At 42.9% G+C, this 19,781-nt stretch carries 15 protein-coding genes; 2 read left to right on the forward strand and 13 right to left on the reverse strand.

Features of this window, described 5'->3' with window-relative positions; translation table 11 throughout:
* Positions 1-94 precede the first annotated feature (94 nt).
* The 9 genes from H1A14_RS17055 to H1A14_RS17095 form a co-directional block, all read right to left on the reverse strand.
* A complete protein-coding gene (locus H1A14_RS17055) occupies positions 95-1,381 on the reverse strand; it encodes a citrate synthase (RefSeq protein WP_194777497.1) in 1,287 nt (428 codons plus the stop codon).
* 305 nt (positions 1,382-1,686) lie between these two features.
* Positions 1,687-2,109 (reverse strand): BrxA/BrxB family bacilliredoxin, encoded by a 423-nt coding sequence (locus H1A14_RS17060; RefSeq protein ID WP_194777498.1) that lies wholly within the window; start codon positions 2,107-2,109, stop codon positions 1,687-1,689.
* 27 nt (positions 2,110-2,136) lie between these two features.
* A complete protein-coding gene (locus H1A14_RS17065) occupies positions 2,137-2,478 on the reverse strand; it encodes an iron-sulfur cluster assembly protein (RefSeq protein WP_194777499.1) in 342 nt (113 codons plus the stop codon).
* Between the two features lie 3 nt (positions 2,479-2,481).
* On the reverse strand, positions 2,482-2,913 hold the full coding sequence (locus H1A14_RS17070; RefSeq protein WP_194777500.1) for a SufE family protein: 432 nt from the start codon (positions 2,911-2,913) through the stop codon (positions 2,482-2,484).
* Positions 2,914-4,137: a cysteine desulfurase gene (locus tag H1A14_RS17075; protein WP_317174902.1), complete on the reverse strand. Its 1,224-nt coding sequence runs from the start codon at positions 4,135-4,137 to the stop codon at positions 2,914-2,916.
* Positions 4,137-5,426, reverse strand: a complete 1,290-nt coding sequence (gene sufD, locus H1A14_RS17080) for a Fe-S cluster assembly protein SufD (RefSeq protein WP_194777501.1) — start codon at positions 5,424-5,426, stop codon at positions 4,137-4,139. The genes H1A14_RS17075 and sufD overlap by 1 nt, the downstream gene beginning before the upstream one ends.
* Positions 5,427-5,464: 38 nt before the next feature.
* The gene (gene sufC, locus H1A14_RS17085; RefSeq protein ID WP_194777502.1) at positions 5,465-6,226 is read right to left on the reverse strand and encodes a Fe-S cluster assembly ATPase SufC; all 762 of its coding nucleotides are present in this window, start codon (positions 6,224-6,226) and stop codon (positions 5,465-5,467) included.
* Between the two features lie 85 nt (positions 6,227-6,311).
* Positions 6,312-7,757, reverse strand: coding sequence for a Fe-S cluster assembly protein SufB (gene sufB / locus H1A14_RS17090; protein WP_194777503.1), 1,446 nt, complete (start codon positions 7,755-7,757; stop codon positions 6,312-6,314).
* 247 nt (positions 7,758-8,004) lie between these two features.
* Positions 8,005-8,475 (reverse strand): Lrp/AsnC ligand binding domain-containing protein, encoded by a 471-nt coding sequence (locus H1A14_RS17095; protein WP_194777504.1) that lies wholly within the window; start codon positions 8,473-8,475, stop codon positions 8,005-8,007.
* 648 nt (positions 8,476-9,123) lie between these two features.
* Between H1A14_RS17095 and H1A14_RS17100 the strand changes: the two genes are divergently transcribed.
* On the forward strand, positions 9,124-11,952 hold the full coding sequence (locus H1A14_RS17100; protein ID WP_194777505.1) for a S9 family peptidase: 2,829 nt from the start codon (positions 9,124-9,126) through the stop codon (positions 11,950-11,952).
* A gap of 427 nt (positions 11,953-12,379) precedes the next feature.
* Here the strand turns inward: H1A14_RS17100 and H1A14_RS17105 are convergent, their stop codons facing one another.
* The 4 genes from H1A14_RS17105 to H1A14_RS17120 all read right to left on the reverse strand — a co-directional run bounded on the left by H1A14_RS17105 (position 12,380) and on the right by H1A14_RS17120 (position 17,616).
* Positions 12,380-13,504 carry an endo-1,4-beta-xylanase gene (locus tag H1A14_RS17105; RefSeq protein WP_194777506.1) on the reverse strand — a complete coding sequence of 375 codons (1,125 nt, stop codon included), beginning with the start codon at positions 13,502-13,504 and terminating at the stop codon, positions 12,380-12,382.
* Positions 13,505-13,585: 81 nt separating this feature from the next.
* A complete protein-coding gene (locus tag H1A14_RS17110; protein ID WP_194777507.1) occupies positions 13,586-14,329 on the reverse strand; it encodes an SDR family NAD(P)-dependent oxidoreductase in 744 nt (247 codons plus the stop codon).
* Positions 14,330-14,379: 50 nt separating this feature from the next.
* Positions 14,380-16,527, reverse strand: coding sequence for an alpha-glucuronidase family glycosyl hydrolase (locus H1A14_RS17115; protein WP_194777508.1), 2,148 nt, complete (start codon positions 16,525-16,527; stop codon positions 14,380-14,382).
* A 42-nt stretch (positions 16,528-16,569) separates the two neighbouring features.
* A complete protein-coding gene (locus tag H1A14_RS17120) occupies positions 16,570-17,616 on the reverse strand; it encodes a LacI family DNA-binding transcriptional regulator (protein ID WP_194777509.1) in 1,047 nt (348 codons plus the stop codon).
* 770 nt (positions 17,617-18,386) lie between these two features.
* On the opposite strand from H1A14_RS17120, the gene uxuA reads away from it, so the two are divergent.
* Positions 18,387-19,547 (forward strand): mannonate dehydratase, encoded by a 1,161-nt coding sequence (uxuA, locus tag H1A14_RS17125; protein ID WP_194777510.1) that lies wholly within the window; start codon positions 18,387-18,389, stop codon positions 19,545-19,547.
* The last annotated feature ends 234 nt before the right edge of the window (positions 19,548-19,781 follow it).

Below are 19,781 nucleotides of genomic sequence, written 5' to 3' on the forward strand. Positions count from 1 at the left end.
TAAAATTACTGTTATTTTAAAAATATTTCATAAGAAAGTTCAAAAAAAAACCACTGGCTAACCAGTGGTTTTTTACATCATCAAAGAAACTAGTTTATCTTTTGTTCATAGATACATAATCCCTTTCATTGGCGCCGGTGTATACCTGACGAGGTCGGCCAATGGGTTCGTTGTTTTCTCTCATCTCTTTCCACTGGGCGATCCAGCCGGGAAGTCGACCCAAAGCAAACATGACAGTAAACATGTCCGTGGGTATTCCCAAAGCTCTGTAAATGATACCCGAGTAGAAGTCCACGTTGGGATAAAGTTTGCGATCCACAAAATACTGGTCTTTCAAGGCTGCTTGTTCCAGTTCTTTTGCGATATCCAATACAGGGTCACTCACACCCAATTTGCCCAATACATCGTCTGCGGCCTTTTTGATGATTTTGGCCCTGGGATCAAAATTTTTATAAACCCGGTGTCCAAAACCCATTAATCTGAAAGGATCATTTTTGTCTTTGGCTTTTTCCAAATATTTTTTGGAATCTCCGCCATCAGCTTTGATGGCTTCCAGCATTTCGATTACAGATTGGTTTGCTCCCCCGTGAAGCGGTCCCCAGAGGGCATTGATGCCGGCAGAAATGGAGGCATAAATGCTGGCTTGGGAAGAACCTACGATTCTTACTGTAGAAGTAGAGCAGTTTTGCTCATGGTCTGCATGGAGGATGAGCAATTGGTCCAGGGCTTTGGCCACTACTGGATCTGCATCATATCTTTCCGCTGGTAGGGCAAACATCATTTTTAGAAAATTGGAACAGTAGTCCAGGCTGTTGTCCGGATAATTCACCGGATGTCCCATTTTGTTTTTGAATGCCCAAGCGGCAAAAGTTGGCATTTTGGCCAATAAGCGGACAATACTCAAATCAACTTCATCTTTGGATCTATTGGGATCCAACGAATTGGGATAAAATGCAGTCAGTGAGCAGATCAAGGAAGACAATACACCCATCGGATGGGCATTGGAAGGAAAACCATCCAATATTTTTTTGATGTCCTCATGCACCAAAGTATGTGTGGTGATCTGATTGGAAAAATATTCGTATTGGGACTGAGAAGGGAGATCTCCGTAAATCAACAAGTATGCGACTTCCATAAAGGAGGACTTTTCGGCAAGCTCCTCTATTCCATAACCTCTGTAGCGCAGGATTCCCAATTCTCCATCCAAAAAAGTAATCGCACTTTTGGTTGCTCCCGTGTTTTTATATCCTGGATCCAGGGTGATCAGGCCAGAATCAGCTCTCAGTTTGGCAATATCTATCGCTTTTTCGTTTTCTGTTCCTTCCAGTACCGGAAATTCATATTCATTTCCATCAAAAGATAACTTGGCAATTTCTGACATATTTATGGGTTTTATCTATTTATGTATGTGATCAAAATATACAACTATACTTTAGCCCCTTAAGTTAATAAAATCGTGCATTATATACACACTTTATTCCTCAAGAGGCCTAATTATTCAGGGAATGTCCAACAAATAATATTGGGCTAAAGGCTACAATCCAACTAAGAAAAGAAAGAAATTCAGGCCAGTTTTTCCTACAATCCTGTGGTACAAAACCTAAGTTGACAAAATTAAATTCGGTAAAGATTCACCAGTTAAGTTATAGTTTTTTAACAAAAAAAATAGCCCATCAGGGCTACTTTTTAGGATTTGCAGAAATGCTCAAAGACTTCTACCAAATGGTCTCCTATGATCTGGGCATTTCTGCCTTCGATGTGATGACGCTCTACAAAGTGCACCAATTCACCATCCTTGAAAAGGGCCATGGAAGGGGAGGAAGGAGGATAGGGAAGGTGAAATTCACGCACCTTTGCCACGGCATCCCGGTCATTGCCGGCAAAGACAGTGGCAAGGGTGTCCGGCTTCACCGGAGATTTGTCCAATGCCATTCTTACACCGGGTCTTGCGGCTCCCGCAGCGCAACCACATACTGAATTGATGACAATCAAGGTAGTCCCTTTGTGGTCTTTTAGGTGGCTTTCCACCTCATCTGCTGTTCTGAATTCCTGAAAGCCCGCCTCAGTCAATTCCGATCTCATGGGGGCTACTAATTCTTCTGGATACATATTTTTTGATAATTATGGTTTTACAATTTATAAAAAGCCTAATTCTAATTTTGCAACTTCCGACATCATGTCCTGAGAATAGGGAGGGTCAAAGGTAAGTTCCACTTCCACGTCGCTGATGTTGGGTATTTGTTGGATTTTGTTTTTTACTTCTGAAGGAATGAACTCAGCGGATGGACAATTGGGGGAAGTAAGGGTCATCAAGACATATACATTGTTGACCGGATAGATATTGATTTCGTAAATCAAGCCCAACTCATAGACGTCTACCGGAATCTCGGGATCATAGACCATTTTGATGGCCGAAACCACTTTTTCTTTTAACTCCGGTATGTTGATGGTTTCTTTTCCTTCTTCTGTAGTGGACATACTTTATGCGTTTAATTTACTTTGGAAAGCCAAGGCATACAGCTTCATTTGTTTGATCATGGAAGCCAAGCCATTAGACCTTTGCGAACCGATGATGTTGCCCATTCCGATCTGTTCGATGAAATAGAGTTCTGCTTGGAGGATCTCATCTGGAGTCCTTCCAGACAGGATACGGATCAGTAAACTGATCAAACCCTTGGTAATGTCTGTATTGGAATCAGCAAGGAAAACAATTTTACCTTCCTCTTCCTTCGCTTCCAACCAAACTTTGGATTGGCAGCCTTTGATGATATGGTCATCCGTTCTGGCTTCTTCCGGAAAAGGGGGCAAGCCGTTTCCCAACTCCATGATGTAATAAATCGTGGATTCTCTATCGGAACCCAAGATTTCAAACTCATCTTTTATTTCCTCCTGAACCTGATTGATCGAGGTCATTTATTTGTTTTTGATTTTAGCGATTTTATGGACACTTTCTGCCAACCTATCGATTTCTTCTTTGGTGTTGTAAACAGCGAAGGAAGCCCTAACAGTTCCCTCAATTCCAAATCGATTCATAAGTGGCTGGGTACAATGATGCCCCGTCCTCACAGCTATGCCTGAAGCATCCAGCATCATGCCTACATCAAAGGGGTGCATGTCTTTGATCAGGAAGGAAACGACGCTGACTTTTTCCTTGGCGGTTCCAATAGGAACAAAGCCTTTGATGTGGGAAAGCTTTTCCACCGCATATGCTAGCAAGTCATCCTCATGGGCTTTGATGTTGGCTTTGCCTATTTCTTTGACAAATTCCAAAGCCTTTTGAAAAGCGATGACATCCCCTATATTGGGTGTCCCTGCCTCAAATTTGAAGGGGATTTCATTGTAGGTGGTTTTTTCGAAAGTCACTTCTTTGATCATTTCTCCACCGCCTTGATAGGGAGGCATGCTTTCGAGAATTTCTCTTTTGCCATACAACACCCCCATTCCGGTAGGGCCGTAGATTTTATGTGCAGAAAAAGCCATGAAATCGCAATCCAAAGCCTGTACGTCCACTTCCAAGTGAGAGGTGGATTGTGCCCCATCCAAGAGTACTTTGGCTCCCTGTGCATGGGCCAGATCAATGATGCTTTTGACTGGATTGATGGTGCCCAAGGCATTGGAGACATGGACTACGGAAACCAGCTTTGTTGTAGGACTTAAAAGTTTTTTGAAATCTTCCAAGTCGATTTCACCGGCATCACTGACGGGTATTATTTTTAGATGGGCACCTTTTTCCTCACAGAGCATCTGCCATGGGACGATGTTGGAGTGGTGTTCCATGGTGGAGATGATGATCTCGTCTCCTGCCTGTATGTATTTTCGCCCAAAGGTGGCGGCTACCAGATTGATGCCCTCAGTAGTGCCTTTGGTAAAAATTATTTCTTCCTGTTCCTTGGCCCCAATAAACTCCCTGACCATCTCACGGGTTTTTTCATAGGTACGGGTAGCTCTGTCGGCCAGAGTATGGGCACCCCGGTGGATATTTGAATTGTCCGTCTGATAATATTGAGAAAGGGCATCGATGACCGATTGGGGTTTTTGGGTCGTAGCCGCATTGTCAAAATAGACCAAGGGCTTGCCATTGACCTCCTGATCAAGGATGGGAAACAAACTTCTGATATGGGTTAGATCCAATGCCATCAATAAGAGCCGCCAAGTCTTTCCTGAAGCAAACCGATGCAATAATCTCTGAAGGATTCCTCTTTGATATGCTCCAAAACCTCCCCGGCGAAAGCATACAACAAAAGCCCTCTCGCACTTTCTTTTCCTATTCCTCTTGCCCTCAGATAAAACAAGGCTTCCTCATCCAGCTGCCCTATGGTACATCCGTGGGAACACTTGACGTCATCTGCCCAGATTTCCAGCTGGGGCTTGGTGTTGACAATGGCATCCTCCGAAAGTAGGATATTGTTGTTTTGCTGAAAAGCATTGGTTTTCTGGGCATCCTGTCTTACGAAGATTTTCCCATTGAATACTCCCCGGGACTGATCTGCCAAAATCCCTTTGTAAAGTTCGTTGGATTCAGCATGTGGCTTGGTGTGATCCACATTGGTATGGTTGTCCACATGGGTTTTGCCATTGACCAGGTAAAGCCCGTACATGTTGCCTTCGCATCCACTGTCCAAAAGGTTAAGGCTAAGGTTGTTTCTCAGCATATCTCCTTGCAGGGTAAGCACTACTGAGGTGAAGGTGGCATCCCTGTGAATGTTGGTCTCAAAGTTGTTGACGGTAATCCCAGACCTGCTTTCTTCTTGGACCCTATAATAATGTATATGGGCATTTTCACCTACATGAATTTCGGTGACCACATTGTTAAAGTATGGTGCCTCATCTAAGGAAATTGTTTTTTCGATGAAAGTTCCGGCAGTTTGGGATTGCGCAGAAATATAAGTTCTGGGAGCTGTATAATTACCTTCTAGGGCCTGAACAAAATGCAAAATCAAAACCGGTTTTGTCAAGGCTTTGCCTTTGGGAATCTCAAGGCTGATGCCCTCTTGGAAAGTCAGGCTGTTCAATGGGACAAAATGATCCCTGTCATTTTTGGCAATCGCTCCTATCTTTCCATTCAGGTTGGCTTCATTTTCTTCAATAGAAAGAATTTGAAATTCAGCTCCAGTGAAATTGGACAGTTCCTGATCCCATTGCCCGTTGTTGAAAACCAAAACATGGGCATCTAAGCCCGGAATGTGCGCAGCTGCTACTTGTGCAGCCGTTAAATTGATTTTTTGGGTAGCTTTGATTTCACCAAAAGTACTTTCCAGTTTTTTGCTAATGGGGGTAAATTTATATTCCTCTTCCTTAAGCGCCGGCAAACCTTGGGTACGCAAGGCATCCAAAGCTTCCATTTTCAAATCAGCGAAAGCGCCGAAATCCTCGGAAAGTCCGTTGAGAAAGGTATCGATTAAGCGTAGTGTCTTTGTATTCGTCATATATTCATGCATTCAGGTTGAATTGGGAAATGGAGTGATCAGACAGCCGCCCCATTGGTGGCCTCTTTGATCCAGTCATAACCTTTTTCTTCCAGCTCCAAAGCCAACTCCTTATTGCCAGATTTAACAATTTTACCGTCAAACAGCACATGGACAAAGTCAGGAACAATGTAATCCAGCAGTCTTTGGTAGTGGGTGACGACGATGGTGGCTTTGTCAGCAGACCTAAGGGTATTCACCCCATGGGATACCACTTTCAGGGCATCGATGTCCAAGCCGGAATCCGTTTCATCCAAAATGGAAAGTGAGGGATCTAAAATGGCCATCTGAAAAATCTCGTTCCTTTTCTTTTCACCTCCTGAAAAGCCTTCATTGAGGGACCTGCTGAGCAGTTTTTGGTCAATCTCTACCAGTTTCATTTTTTCTTTCATCAAAGTAAGAAATTTGACTGCGTCAAGGGGTTCCTGACCCCGATATTCTCTTACCTGATTGACGGCTGTTCTGAGAAAGTTGGTTGAACTGACTCCCGGGATTTCAACCGGATACTGGAAGGCCAAAAAGACGCCTTCTCTGGCCCTATCTTCCGGGCTGAGTTCCAATAGGTCTTTTCCTTTGAAAATCACTTCACCTGCAGTCACCTCATATTCTTCTTTACCGGCCAATACTGAGGCGAGGGTAGATTTGCCGGAACCGTTGGGTCCCATGATGGCATGCACCTCTCCAGGTTTTACTTCCAGATTGATTCCTTTTAAAATAGGAGTGCCTTCTACAGAGGCATGTAAATTTTTGATACTTAACATTGCTGTATGGATAAGATAAACCTCAGACTTTCTTTAACAAAAAAGTCTGAGGCATTGTAATGGAAATTTTTTCTTGTTTTGAAGATTAGCCTACGCTTCCCTCAAGGGTCAGGGCCAGTAGTTTCTGTGCTTCCACGGCAAATTCCATAGGAAGCTGATTCAGGACTTCTTTGGCGTAGCCATTGACAATCAAGGCTACTGCATCTTCCGTGGCAATGCCCCTTTGGTTGCAATAGAATATCTGATCTTCCCCGATTTTGGAAGTGGTGGCTTCGTGCTCCACTTTGGCAGTAGGATTCTGTATATCAATGTAAGGGAAAGTGTGAGCGCCACAACGGTCCCCCATCAACAGTGAATCACACTGAGAGAAGTTTCTCGCATTGGTGGCCCTTTTCATGACCTGCACCTGACCTCGATAGGAATTCTGGGACCTTCCTGCAGAAATACCTTTGGAAACGATCCTGGATTTGGTATTTTTTCCGATATGGATCATTTTGGTTCCCGTATCAGCTTGCTGATAATTGTTGGTCACTGCCACCGAATAAAACTCTCCGATGGAGTGGTCACCTTTAAGTATGCAGGATGGGTATTTCCAAGTGACAGCAGAACCTGTTTCCACTTGAGTCCAAGAGATTTTGGAATAATCACCGGCACAGATTCCCCTTTTGGTTACAAAATTATAAATGCCGCCTTTCCCATTTTTGTCACCGGGAAACCAGTTTTGAACCGTAGAATATTTTACCTCAGCATTTTTTGCAGCATAAATCTCCACCACGGCCGCATGAAGTTGGTTTTCATCTCTTTGTGGTGCGGTACAACCTTCCAGGTATGACACATAGGAACCTTCTTCCGCGATGATCAATGTTCTTTCAAATTGACCCGTATTGGCCGCATTGATCCTGAAGTAAGTGGACAATTCCATGGGGCAGCGAACCCCTTTGGGTATATAACAAAATGATCCGTCGGAAAACACCGCGGAATTGAGTGCTGCATAATAATTGTCTGTGATGGGCACCACAGAGCCCAGGTATTTCTTGACCAGTTCCGGATGTTCTTTTACTGCTTCACTGAAAGAACAGAAAATTACGCCTAATTTTCCAAGGGTTTCCTTAAAGGTAGTACCCACAGATACCGAATCCAAAACGGCATCTACTGCTATACCTTGTAGCCTTTTCTGTTCATTAAGGTTGATGCCGAGCCTCTCATATATCTTAAGCAGCTCAGGATCTATTTCATCCAGACTTTTAGGCTTGTTGTTTTGTTTGGGAGCAGAATAGAACTTCAAAGTTTGGAGGTCGATCTTGGGATAGGTGACATTGGCCCAAACAGGCTCTTTCATCTTCATATAAGTCCTAAAGGCCTTCAGCCGCCATTCAAGCAACCATTCAGGTTCTTCTTTTTTGCTTGAAATCCAACGGATGATATCCTCATTCAATCCAGCGGGGGCTTCATCAGCCTCGTAGTCTACCCACCATCCGTGTTCGTATTCTTTGGAAGTTAATTCTTCTAAAATTTGGTTGTCTTTGCTCATCAGTTGAGTTATTTAGACTAATTACATTTTATAGCGCAAAGATATAACATTAATCCAATTTATTATGTTCGAAAGGATTGAAATTTCCCCCTATAAAATTGAAAAAGTAAGCCTAAGGGCTTGAAAACAAATATTTTGAGATATAAAATAAGAATGGTTTTCAACAGGAGTATTGGATTTACTCCTGAAAAAAACCATTGATCAGGCAAAAATTATTTATTTAGACTTAATCTAAATAATTTGATACCTATTCTTTTTCAAACAACTGAATGGGCCTGTTGATGCTTTCTTCCAGCACAATCAAGGTTTCTGTTCTATCGATACCTTCCACTTTTTGGATGTTGTCAAGAACTGTTCGCAGGTGGTTGGTGTCCTTGCAGATTATTTTGGCAAAAATGCTGTAATTACCGGTAGTATAGTAGGCATTGATTACTTCCGAAATTTGTTTGAGTCTTTCAATCACATTGTCATATAGCGAGCTTTTTTCCAAATAGATGCCCAAAAAAGCGGATATGTCATAGCCCAGCTTAGAAAAATCAATGTTAAGGGTGGCGCTTTTGACAATGCCCATGTCTTCGAGTTTTCTCATCCGAACGTGTACCGTTCCGGATGAAACAAAAACTTTTTTTGCTATTTCGGTATAAGGTGTTTTAGCATCTTCATTGAGTAAGGAAATGATCTTTAGATCTACATTGTCAATATCTAAAATTTTGTCCATTATGAAATTGTTTTATTAAAATTATTGGAATAAATATGTGCTAATATTATGAAATTGTCAAAATTTACCAAAAATATTTTTTCAGTTTGCAAATGAGTAAATTTTGTGTTTATTTTGAGGTTACTTAAGTCAGCTATAAAATAATTTTGAAAATATATGCATGGCCTAATATTTTGATTGTATTTATTTGAAATACCTCAGAATCGGTCGAAGAATTTAAAATGACTTTTAATCTCTAAAGTTATATTTGGGTTTATATTCTGAAAAGAGTCTTGCTTCTGGCAAGACTTTTTTGTTTTATTTGGACTTACCTCAATTTCATTCTTTCCCATTCATTTTCGAATTAAGATCTTTCGTAATGGATATACTGTTTTTCATACCCATGATACATCTTTAATTTACTCCATTGGAATTTGGATGTTATCTGGCGGTCGTTTTTTAAAGGTCTAAATTCACGCCATTCGATCCATCGCGCTGATGGCTTCGATTTAAAAAAATCCCATGCAGGAAACTGGCCAAAAAGGGATCCTTATTGCCATATTTTCAAATTCACCTTCGGCATTCCCTAAAACTAGTTGCTCCATTGGTATAAAAAAATGGTTTCCCTTGTTTTAAAATTTGGTATTTTGGCAAAAAACAAATCTATCCATGATGAATCGATACCCTTTCCTTTTTGCATTCTGCTTTCTTTGGTTTTCTGTCCAAGTCTATGCCCAACAAAAACGTCCGCTTACCCACGCGGATTATGATGCTTGGGAAACGGTTGATTCAGAGAAGATCACCAAAAACGGCCAATGGGTGGGTTTCGAAATCAAACCTCAGGAAGGTGATGGGCGATTTGAGGCAAGTGCTCATGGTGACCCGGGCAAAAGGTACCTGGTACCGAGAGGAGAAGCCTTTCAGTTTACAGATGATGGTCAATGGGTCTTGGGCAAAATCATTCCCGAGAAAGACAGTGTGAAGCTCCTTAAACTAAAAAAGACCAAATCAGAAGAAATGCCCAAGGACAGTCTTTTCATTTTGGACCTCAGTTCAGGATCCATTGAAAAACTGGCAAGAGTAAAATCTTTCAAGATCCCGGCAAAAAACCAATCTTGGGTGGCGGTTCATTTTGAGAAAGAGAAGGAGACCAAGGAAGCCAAAAAGGACAGTACCGAAACCAATGAAAAAGCTGAAGATAAGCGAAAAAGTACGGAAGGAACCACTTTACTCCTCCGAGATTTTCAGGGGAATCAAAGTTTTGAACTGTCACGAGTGGACCAATACGGGTTTTCTGAAAACGGGAAATACCTTTTCTACAGACAAGCCACCGAAGATACCCTTAAAAATGCAGCCTTACAGGTTTTTGACTTGTCCAAGGGGAGTGCTATGTTAGTGGATGAAGGGAAGGCCGATTACCATAACATGGTTTTTTCTAAAGACGAGGCTTTTCTGGCTTATTTAACTACCGAAGATTCAGCCAAAAGCAAAAAGCCTTATTATGACCTTTACCTTTATGACCTCAAGAAGCAAAGCACAAGTAAACTGGCGGATAAAGATCATCCCAACATCCTAAAAGAGGGAATGGTAAGCAAAAATGGAGACCTGTATTTCAGAGAGGATGGTCAATACCTGTTTTTTGGAACGGCTCCTGATTACCAAACCTTCGCTTACGAGGAAGATACGACCATACTCGATGAGGATAGGGTGAAATTGGATATTTGGGGCTGGCAGGATGATGAAATCCAGCCCATGCAACTCTCCAGAAAAGAGCAAGAGTTAAAGAGGACCTACCTGGCGTTGTATGACCTTCAAGCAGGTGCCATCAGACAATTGGAAGACAGGCAATTGATGGACATCAATGTGGACCGGAAAGCCACACATGGTTTTGCCTTGGGCACGGATGATGCTGCCCAAAGACGGAAGTATAGCTGGGACATCCAGATAGGCAGGGATATTTACTTGGTAAATTTAAAAACAGGACAAAAGACTAAAATTGTTGGTTCAGCCTATGGTTACCCTAGTCTTTCTCCTGAAGGGAAATACATCACATGGTACAGTCAATCAGATAGCACTTGGTTGGGATATGATATTGAGAAAAAAGCGAATTTGAATCTCGCCAAAGGCATTTCTGAGGCCTTGTACCAAGAACTGCATGATTCGCCTTCCATGCCCGGTGGGTATGGCAGTGCAGGCTGGACAGAAGGGGATAAGGCTTTTTTGATTTATGATCGATATGATATCTGGAAAATTGATCCCACAGGAAAGACCACGCCACAAAACATCACCTTGGGTGAAGGGAGAAAGCAGAAAATTACTTTTCGGAGACAGGTGTTAGATAAGGAAGAACGTGGGATCAAAGCCAAGGAACCGCTGATTCTGAACGCTTTTCATGAAACCAATAAAAAGAGTGGGTATTATTCAGGGGACTTGACTGGTCAAAAACCTCCCAGTCCATTGCTATTTTCTGACCACCGCTATTATGGACTTACCAAGGCCGAAAACAGTGATGCCATCACGGTAAGAAGGTCCACCTATCAGGAATATCCTGATGTATTTGCAGGAAACTTAAATATGACTGCCCTTGAGCGGCTTTCCTTTGCCAATCCACAGCAAAGCGAGGTCAATTGGGGATCGGTGGAATTGGTGGAATACCTTGCCAATGACGGCACACCTTTGCAGGGATTATTGTTCAAACCTGAGGATTTTGATGCGGAAAAAAGGTATCCTTTGATGGTCTATTTTTACGAAAGAAATTCAGATGGACTACACGGTTACAGGGCTCCGGTACCCAGTGCCTCGATCATCAACATTCCTTTTTTTGTAAGCAATGACTACGTGGTTTTTGTGCCGGACATCAAATATGATCTGGGTCTTCCGGGACCCAGTGCTTACAATTGCATCATTCCCGGCGTTCAGTCTGTGATTACCAAGGGTTTTATCGATACAGAAAATATGGCCATCCAGGGGCAAAGTTGGGGGGGATACCAAGTGGCCTATCTGATCACGCGGACCAACATGTTTAAAGCGGCGGGAGCCGGGGCACCGGTGGTCAACATGACCTCAGCTTATGGTGGCATTCGTTGGGGAACGGGCATGAGCCGTATGTTCCAGTATGAGCAGACCCAATCAAGGATCGGAGGAACGCTTTGGGAAAAACCGCTGTACTATTTAGAAAATTCCCCCCTGTTTTACATGGATCGGGTCCAAACGCCAGTGCTGATCATGCACAATGATGCCGACGGAGCAGTTCCATGGTATCAGGGCATTGAGATGTTTATGGCCTTGAAGCGCCTCAATCAGCCAGCTTGGCTTTTGCAATACAATGATGAAGACCATAACCTGAGACAGCGAAAAAACAGAAAAGACCTGTCCATCAGGCTTTCCCAGTTCTTTGACCATTACCTCAAAGGAGCCCCTGCACCGCTTTGGATGACAGAGGGACTTCCTGCCGTAGAAAAAGGGAGAACCCTTAAATATGAGTTGGAAGGGGAATGAGTTTTGATATTTGTGGATATTGGATATTGATGGATATTGGATAGAATTCCATTTAAAAGTTAGTATTAGAATTGATTTCTTCCTTTTGATGAAATTTGTTCGGTAAAGACCTAATATAAAGATATCCACCAGTATCTAATATTGTTAAAAAGTAGGGATTACGGTGTGGCTTTGCGCCCCTTAATCCCTACTTTTTAATAAATACTCCGGACACCGAGTCTACCTGCTTTAGGCAAGCCTACCTTCGTTATACAATCCTTTCGAAGTGAAAAGAAAAATCGATTTTCTTTGCTTACATTCTAACTTACCAATATGAAAAATCATTCTGCTAAAAGCACTGCCATAATCCCAATATCAACAATTATCATCCTCAGGAAAATATCAATCAGTATCGGACAAGAACCGAACTTGCCGATAAAACGAAAATCTATTTTCCAGGCACCTTCTTAATCCGCTCAATGATCATTTTCTTCTCATCATAAAGTCGGTCAAAAGGCAAGGGATAGGCGGTACGGCCGCGCATCGGCCAGTTGTTCAGCCAGCTGCCACCATCATGGATGCCCCAAAAGGTGACGCGGCTGATTTTGTCTCTGTGTTTGTAAAAGAGAGCAAAGAGCTCCTCATACCTTTCCGCCAATTGAATCTGAACTTCCAAAGGCAGTCCTTCTTTGTAAACATTGTATTTTTCCTCAGTTTCAAAGGTAGCATCGATGTCGGCACCGAACCTGTTGACTGGATTGGGGAGCACATCGATGTCCACCTCTGTAAACATGACTGAAAAACCTGCCTCGGCAATGGCCACAATAGAAGCTTCAATCTGTTCCAGACTTGGCGATTCCAGACCATAGTGTCCCTGCATGCCTATGCCGTCTATGCGGATGCCTTCCTCTTTCATTTCCTTGGCCAATGCGATGGCCGCATCTCTTTTTTCGGGCTTCCACATGTTGTAGTCATTGTAATACAGTTCCATTTCAGGATCCACCTCATTTGCTTTTATAAAGGCCCTTTTGATAAAATCCTTTCCTGCTGCTTCAAACCATTTGGAGTTCCTGAACTTCCCGTCATCAAAAAAAGCTTCATTGACCACATCCCAGCCATGAATTCGGCCTTTGTATCGCCCTGCCACCTGTTCGATATGGTCTTCCATTCTTGCTAGCAGAGGTTCTTTGGTCAAAGGTTGTCCATTTTCATCTTCAAATACCCAATTGGGCGTTTGATTGTGCCATACCAACGTGTGGCCTATAATAAATGCATCCAGTTGTTCTCCCAAATCCACAAATTGGTCGGCAAGCCCGAAATTGTATTTATCAGGTTGTGGGTGGATGGGCCCCCATTTCATCAGGTTTTCACCTGTGATGCTGTTGAAGTGCTTTTGAAGCACAGGGAGGGCTTTTTCATCCTGGCCGTTGATCTGTCGGTGATTGAGGGCCGCACCGATATAAAAGACATCTTTGTAAGCATCTTTCATACCGGGTTCTTCGGCCTTATCTTTGGTGATGAAGCCCAAGGCCAGTAAAAAGGGCAATAGCAAAGCAAAACGATGGATTTTCATGTTGTTATGGTTTAAGTGGAAATGTGGTCATGTTGATTTAGGTTTAAAGGAATAGAAGCATTTCGGGCCAAATTGGCTGGATTAAAATCCGATCGAATTTCCTCCGTCTACGGCAAGAATAGTTCCTGTGACGTAGGCTGCCGCATCGGTGGCATAGTAGTACACCGCTTCTGCCACATCAGAGGGATCACCCAGTTTGCCCATTGGAGTACGGCCCAGTACTTTGCTTTTTCTTTCGGGATCATTGTTGAGCGCTTTGGCAGACATGGCTGTGGCGATAAAACCCGGCGCCACACAATTGACCCGGATGCCCAAAGGGGAAAGTTCAACTGCCATGGCCTTGGTCATGCCTTCAATGGCTGATTTGGAAGCGGTATAAGCGATTACCTTCGGGATACCGTATTTGGCAGCCATAGAGGAAATGTTGATGATGGATCCCTCACCTTGGTCGATCATGACTTTGCTTACTTCCCTGGACAGGACAAAAACTGACAGGACATTGGTGTTAAGGATATTTTGAAATTCCAATCCGGTCACATCCACAAAGTCTTTTTTTAGATTGATCCCTGCATTGTTGACCAGGATGTCAATGCTTCCAAACTGTTGTTTGATTTGTTTAACCAATTCGGGTATTCCAGCAGTATCCGCCAAATCAAATACGATAGGAAAGGCAAGTTCACCCAAACTGGCTTGGGCATCTTTCAATTTAGTCTCATTCCTTCCGATGATAACAGTTTGGATGCCTTCCGAGGTGAATTTCTTTGCCGTAGCCAAACCCAGTCCGGAGGCGCCTCCTGTTACGATCGCGACTTTATTTGAATTCATTAAAATGCGTGCTTAAAGGTTAGCAATTGGTTTTGGTTACGCCACCGGTATTAGATTCCAGGGACAAATTTGGGATTCAATTTCATATAATGCTCCAGATCATGGGCAGGCTTTCCCACTCCCTCAGGAAGGGGCTTTTGAGAAAACTGACCAAAGTACAGCAGACAGGCATCTCTCCACCAAATGGCCTCTTCTGACTGTATTTTCATGAAAGAAAGAACATGGGCATGTCTTTCCGGGTCTACAAAGGGTTTCATTTCCTCCCAGGTCAGTATGTTCTGCCAGGCTTCTTCAACCCCTTTTTGGTAATGCAGGGCTATACCATCCCAAAGGCTGTTTCCATCTTTAAGCCCATAGTCCCAAGGCAGGTGGTGGAACCACAGTAGGTATTTTTCAGGTATGGTTTCCAGATTTCCCCATGTCTCCTGAATGGCGGGGGCATACTGCTCCAAAGCATTGCTTCCGGATGGGGTGCGATCAAATCCTACTCCCTTTTCAGTGGCTTTGTGGTAATAAGTGGCAGTCCAGTCTGCCCTCTCTCCACCGGTCACCCATGGACCCGGGCCATAATGGTGGCTTCTTGCCATAATGTGGTGTAGGCCAAGTGGTGTCATGTAGTTGACGACCATCTCATGGGACTGCAACATCATTTTTTTGACAGGTTGGACAAATTCTTCTTCTGTGGTAAAGGTGAGTTGAAGCCACTCCTCTGCCATGTCAGCGGAAGGGGTGTTCGGATTCCAAGCCAACCTGCCATAGGCAAACCAATTGGCCTGATGAAAATGATGACCGGTCCAGTTCCTGTCTGTACCGATATTGGCCACCCCTGCCATGGCGGTCATGCTGTATTGATGAAGGCTGCCATCAATGACTTTTGAAACCGTGGAGCCAGGCCCCTGCACATGGGTGTCACTTTGGAGGACTTCCTCATACATGGGAGCCAGGTAAGCCAAGTGGGTGTCATGCCCCAGATATTCCTGGGTGATCTGAAACTCCATCATTAAAGGCGTTTTCGGCATGGCCCCAAAAAGCGGGTGGAAGGGTTCTCTTGGCTGAAAGTCAATGGCTCCGTTTTTTACCTGGACGATGACATTGTCCCTAAACTCCCCGTCAATGGGTTTGAATTCGTTGTATGCCTGTTTGTGTCTATCATCCGGGGTTTCTTCACTGTACACAAAAGCCCGCCACATGACGATACCGCCAAAGGGTTTGACCGCATCTGCAAGGATATTGGCTCCCTCTGCCTGTGTCCTCTTATAGTTGTGAGGCCCGGGCTGACCTTCTGAATCCGCCTTGACCAGAAAGCCTCCAAAGTCAGGAATGTGTTCATAAATTTCCTTCGTTTTATCTTTCCACCATTGCTGCACTTCCGGGTCTAGGGGATCAGCTGTGGGCAAACCACCGATTTCCATCGGCGAGGAAAACCTTGCTGTTAAATAGATTTTGATTCCATAGGGCCTGAATGCATCGGCTAAAGCAGCAGTTTTTTTCAGGTAATCTGCGGTAAGGACGAGTGCATTGGCATTGACATTGGTGATGACTGTGCCGTTGATTCCAATGGAGGCATTGGCCCTAGCATAATCGAGGTATTGTTGATCGATGTGTCTGGGCAAGCGGTGCCAATTCCAGATACTGAATCCGGCATAACCTCTTTCCACCGTTCGGTTCAGGTTGTCCCAGTGGTTGAGTATCCGCCGTTCAATGGTAGGTACAGAAACCATACCTTCATTGGGTAGCGGTTGGTTCTTTTGTGCGGCTTGAAGCAACCTGAATGTTCCATAGAGTAAGGCAATTTCGGAATTACCGCTAATCAAAATCTTTTCAGCTCCATCAGCAGTGATTTTTTTGATCAGGTAGCCTTCTGGCCCCAATTTTTCCAGATCCACCTTACTGACATTTCGCAATATCATTTCTGATTGTCCGGGAAGGGCAATGATCAGTTGGGGTTGATCAAGACTCATGACATTGGCTTTGGGGTAACTTTCTTTATAAAAGCCGTTGTAAGCCAATTTTATTTCTTCTTGGATGATATCAAAGGTGGGGGATTGGTCTCCTGTTTTTACATTACCCAGAAAAGTCTGATACAATTCATTCCCAGAAGTCAAAGGATAATACTGTAACCAAAGCTTGTAGCCGTCATTGGCTTGTAAAGAAAATGAAATGAACAAGAGGTAAATTAAAAGGTAAATGGGCTTCATGGTACAGGTTATTGAATGAATCGCAGAAATCCTCTTTGGACTTCAGGTTGGCTGAGGGCTGTATTTTTTCCGAAGGGAAGATTCCCTGATGATAAGCTCAGACCTCAAAGTAATTTTATTTGTTTTAGACAGCACGCCGATGGATTTTCCTTCTAAATGATTGATGAGGTTTTTCATGGCCAATTCTCCCATTTCGTATCCGGGATAATTGATGGTGGTAATGTTTGGCTCAACGAGCCTAGAACTGATTTCATTGTTAAAGCCCACCAAGGCAATGTCTTCCGGTATACGAAAACCAGCCAATTTGAGAGGACGAAGACAACTTGCTGCACACGCGTCATTGGAAATAAATAGTGCATCAGGCAAAGGGTCAAGCTTTTTGACTTGTTCGACAATCTCTTCAGCAGATTCTTCACTAAGGTTTGAGAAAATCACCAACGATTCATCAAAAGGCATGTCGTGGTCCAGCAAGGCATATTTATAACCTTTGAGTCGGTCTGCATAGACGTTGATATCTATGTTGTCAATGACATGTACAATCCGCTTGCAACCTTGTTCGATCAGGTGCTGGGTGACTTTGTAGCCTGCTTGGGTATTGTCAATAACAAATCCGGTACAAGCCGGATGGTCCGCAACCCGGTCATAGAACAATGTAGGAATACCTTTTTTAAAAAACCTGTTGTAGTGTTCAATGCTTTCGGTGGTATTGGCCAAAGAAACCAGCATCCCATCTACCCGGCTGTTGAACAGGGTATTGGCATTGGCTATTTCCTTTTCCACAGAGTCCAGTGACTGGCTGATTACCAGGTTAAATCCGGCTTCATTGGCCACTTTTTCCATTCCGGCGATCACCGAAGACTGGAAATTACTGTTGAGTCTAGGTACGATGACGCCAATATTATTGGTCTTTTTCTTTCTGAGATTTGCCGCAAAAATATTGGATTGATACCCCATTTCCTGAGCTGCATCATAAATCCTTTTTTTGGTTTTGGCATTGACTGCCGGATGATTGTTCAAGGCCCGGCTTACAGTAGTGGGAGAAACACCCATGTCTTTGGCGATGTCATAAATGGTAATCTCTTTTTCCATAGGTTATTTTGGGTTCGTCGGGTCTGATTTCAGCAATGAACAAAGTATCGATGGTTAGGATATGGTTCTATAAGTAAAAAGAAAACCATGGTTTTTATTACAATTTGCCCAAAATCAGAAAAACACGGGATCGAGTCATAATCACCTTTATGAAATCGGTTGTATTTTAAAATTAATGGCGAATTAGGCATCATTGGGTTTATTTTGGGTATGATGTTCTTTAAAATTAAATCTTTTTTCTCATTATTTTAATAACATTGGTTAAATTTTCGAGATATCGTGGTTTTAAACGATTTTTTTTTCAAAAGATTGGTTTTTTGAATGTCATAAATTCCGCTCCATTTAAAAGGGTTTAATCGAACCTTTATTCCTTAATTTGTTCGTATTAGAATTTTCAATGATTGAAAAAAAGGAAATTAAATACATTATAAAATTTTATTTTATAATGTAAGGCTTTGTCGCTAAAGCCTTTGGATTTAGTTTTCTGACTACAGGAAAAAATTTTATGCAATCGGTTGCGATTTCAATTTTTATTCTTGAGGTTTAAAGCTTAAATTGAATTAATTCTTGGGCTAATCAAGAGTATAATCGATTGTACTTGAATGACTTGTTGGCCAATCATGATATTCCTTTTTGGTTTATTTGCGTCAAATAAGCTTAAAACGGAGTAAAGGTCTTTTCCTTTATGGAGGGCAAAGGTTGGAAATTAAATACTAAGTTTTTAAGCTCAATTGTAATAACCATAAACCAAAATAATCTGAATATTGAGTATGGGATTGATACAATCATGGCGATGGTATGGGCCCAATGACCCGGTAAGCCTTTGGGATATCCGTCAAGCCGGGGCTACAGGAGTAGTTTCTGCCCTGCACCAGATACCCCACGGAGAGATTTGGCCTAAAGACCAAATCATGGAAAGGAAAAAATTGATAGAGGAGGCCAGACTTAACTGGGTAGTGGTAGAGAGTCTTCCTATCCATGAAGCCATCAAAACCCGGAATGGGGACTGTGAAAAATACCTGGAAAATTACCGGATTAGCCTAAAAAATTTATCTGCATGTGGATTGAAAACCATCTGTTATAATTTCATGCCGGTTCTGGACTGGACCAGAACGGATTTGTCTTTTTCCCTTCCCAATGGTGCCAAAGCCCTCCGGCTGGATTGGGTAGAGTTGGCCTACTTTGATAAATACATCCTTAAAAGAGAGAACATTCAAGACGCTTATTCTTCCGAAATTTTGGATGAATTGGAAAGGAGACGTCATCAGATCAATCAAGAAAAAGCAGCGCAGCTGGAGGAGATCATCTGTATGGGTGTGCCTACAGAGGGGAGCGTAAGTGTTGCTTCACTTAGAGAAAGCCTTGAAATCTATAAGGAAATAGGCAAAGACGGTTTGCGCAATAATCTGGCGCATTTTATTTCTTCCATTGCTGCTGTGTGTGAGGAGGAGGGCATCAAAATGACCATTCATCCTGATGATCCCCCTTTTCCGATTTTGGGATTGCCAAGAATCGCTTCCAGCCTGGAAGACCTAACCTGGATTGTTGATGCAGTAGACCGACCCTTCAATGGAGTTTGTTTTTGCACGGGTTCCTTGGGTGCAGGTGAATCCAACGATTTGCCCAATATCCTTGAAGCGGTAGGGAATCGGGTGTATTTTGCCCATCTCAGAAATGTCATTAAAGATAGCTTGGGCAATTTCTATGAGTCAGATCACTTGGATGGGGATGTGGACATGGTGAAGATCATGAAAATCCTGGTTCGATTGAATCAATCAAGTGCCTCTCCCATCCCGTTTAGGCCTGACCATGGCCATCAAATGCTGGATGATCTGAAGAAGACGACCAACCCCGGTTATTCCGGTATAGGGAGGTTGAAGGGCCTTGCGGAACTGAGAGGGCTTGAGGCAGGAATTCTTTTTGGAATGTGAGATGAAGCCTTTTAGGTCACCCAAGACAAAAATCCAACCTCCCCTTGTGCGATGAAGCTGATACATTATCCAGAGAAGTTAACTTCAATAATGATGTTACCAATAATTGTATTGTATATTTTAAATCAGGTACTTAATGTATTGTAATGAAATAATTACTTTAAATAAATATGCAGCTGTTTTGTTTGTTGCTTTCCAGTCGGAAGCCATTTGATTTTGGCCGGAAAAGAAAAT

Origin of the sequence: Pararhodonellum marinum (assembly GCF_015354735.1) — a bacterium.
GTDB lineage: Bacteria > Bacteroidota > Bacteroidia > Cytophagales > Cyclobacteriaceae > Pararhodonellum > Pararhodonellum marinum.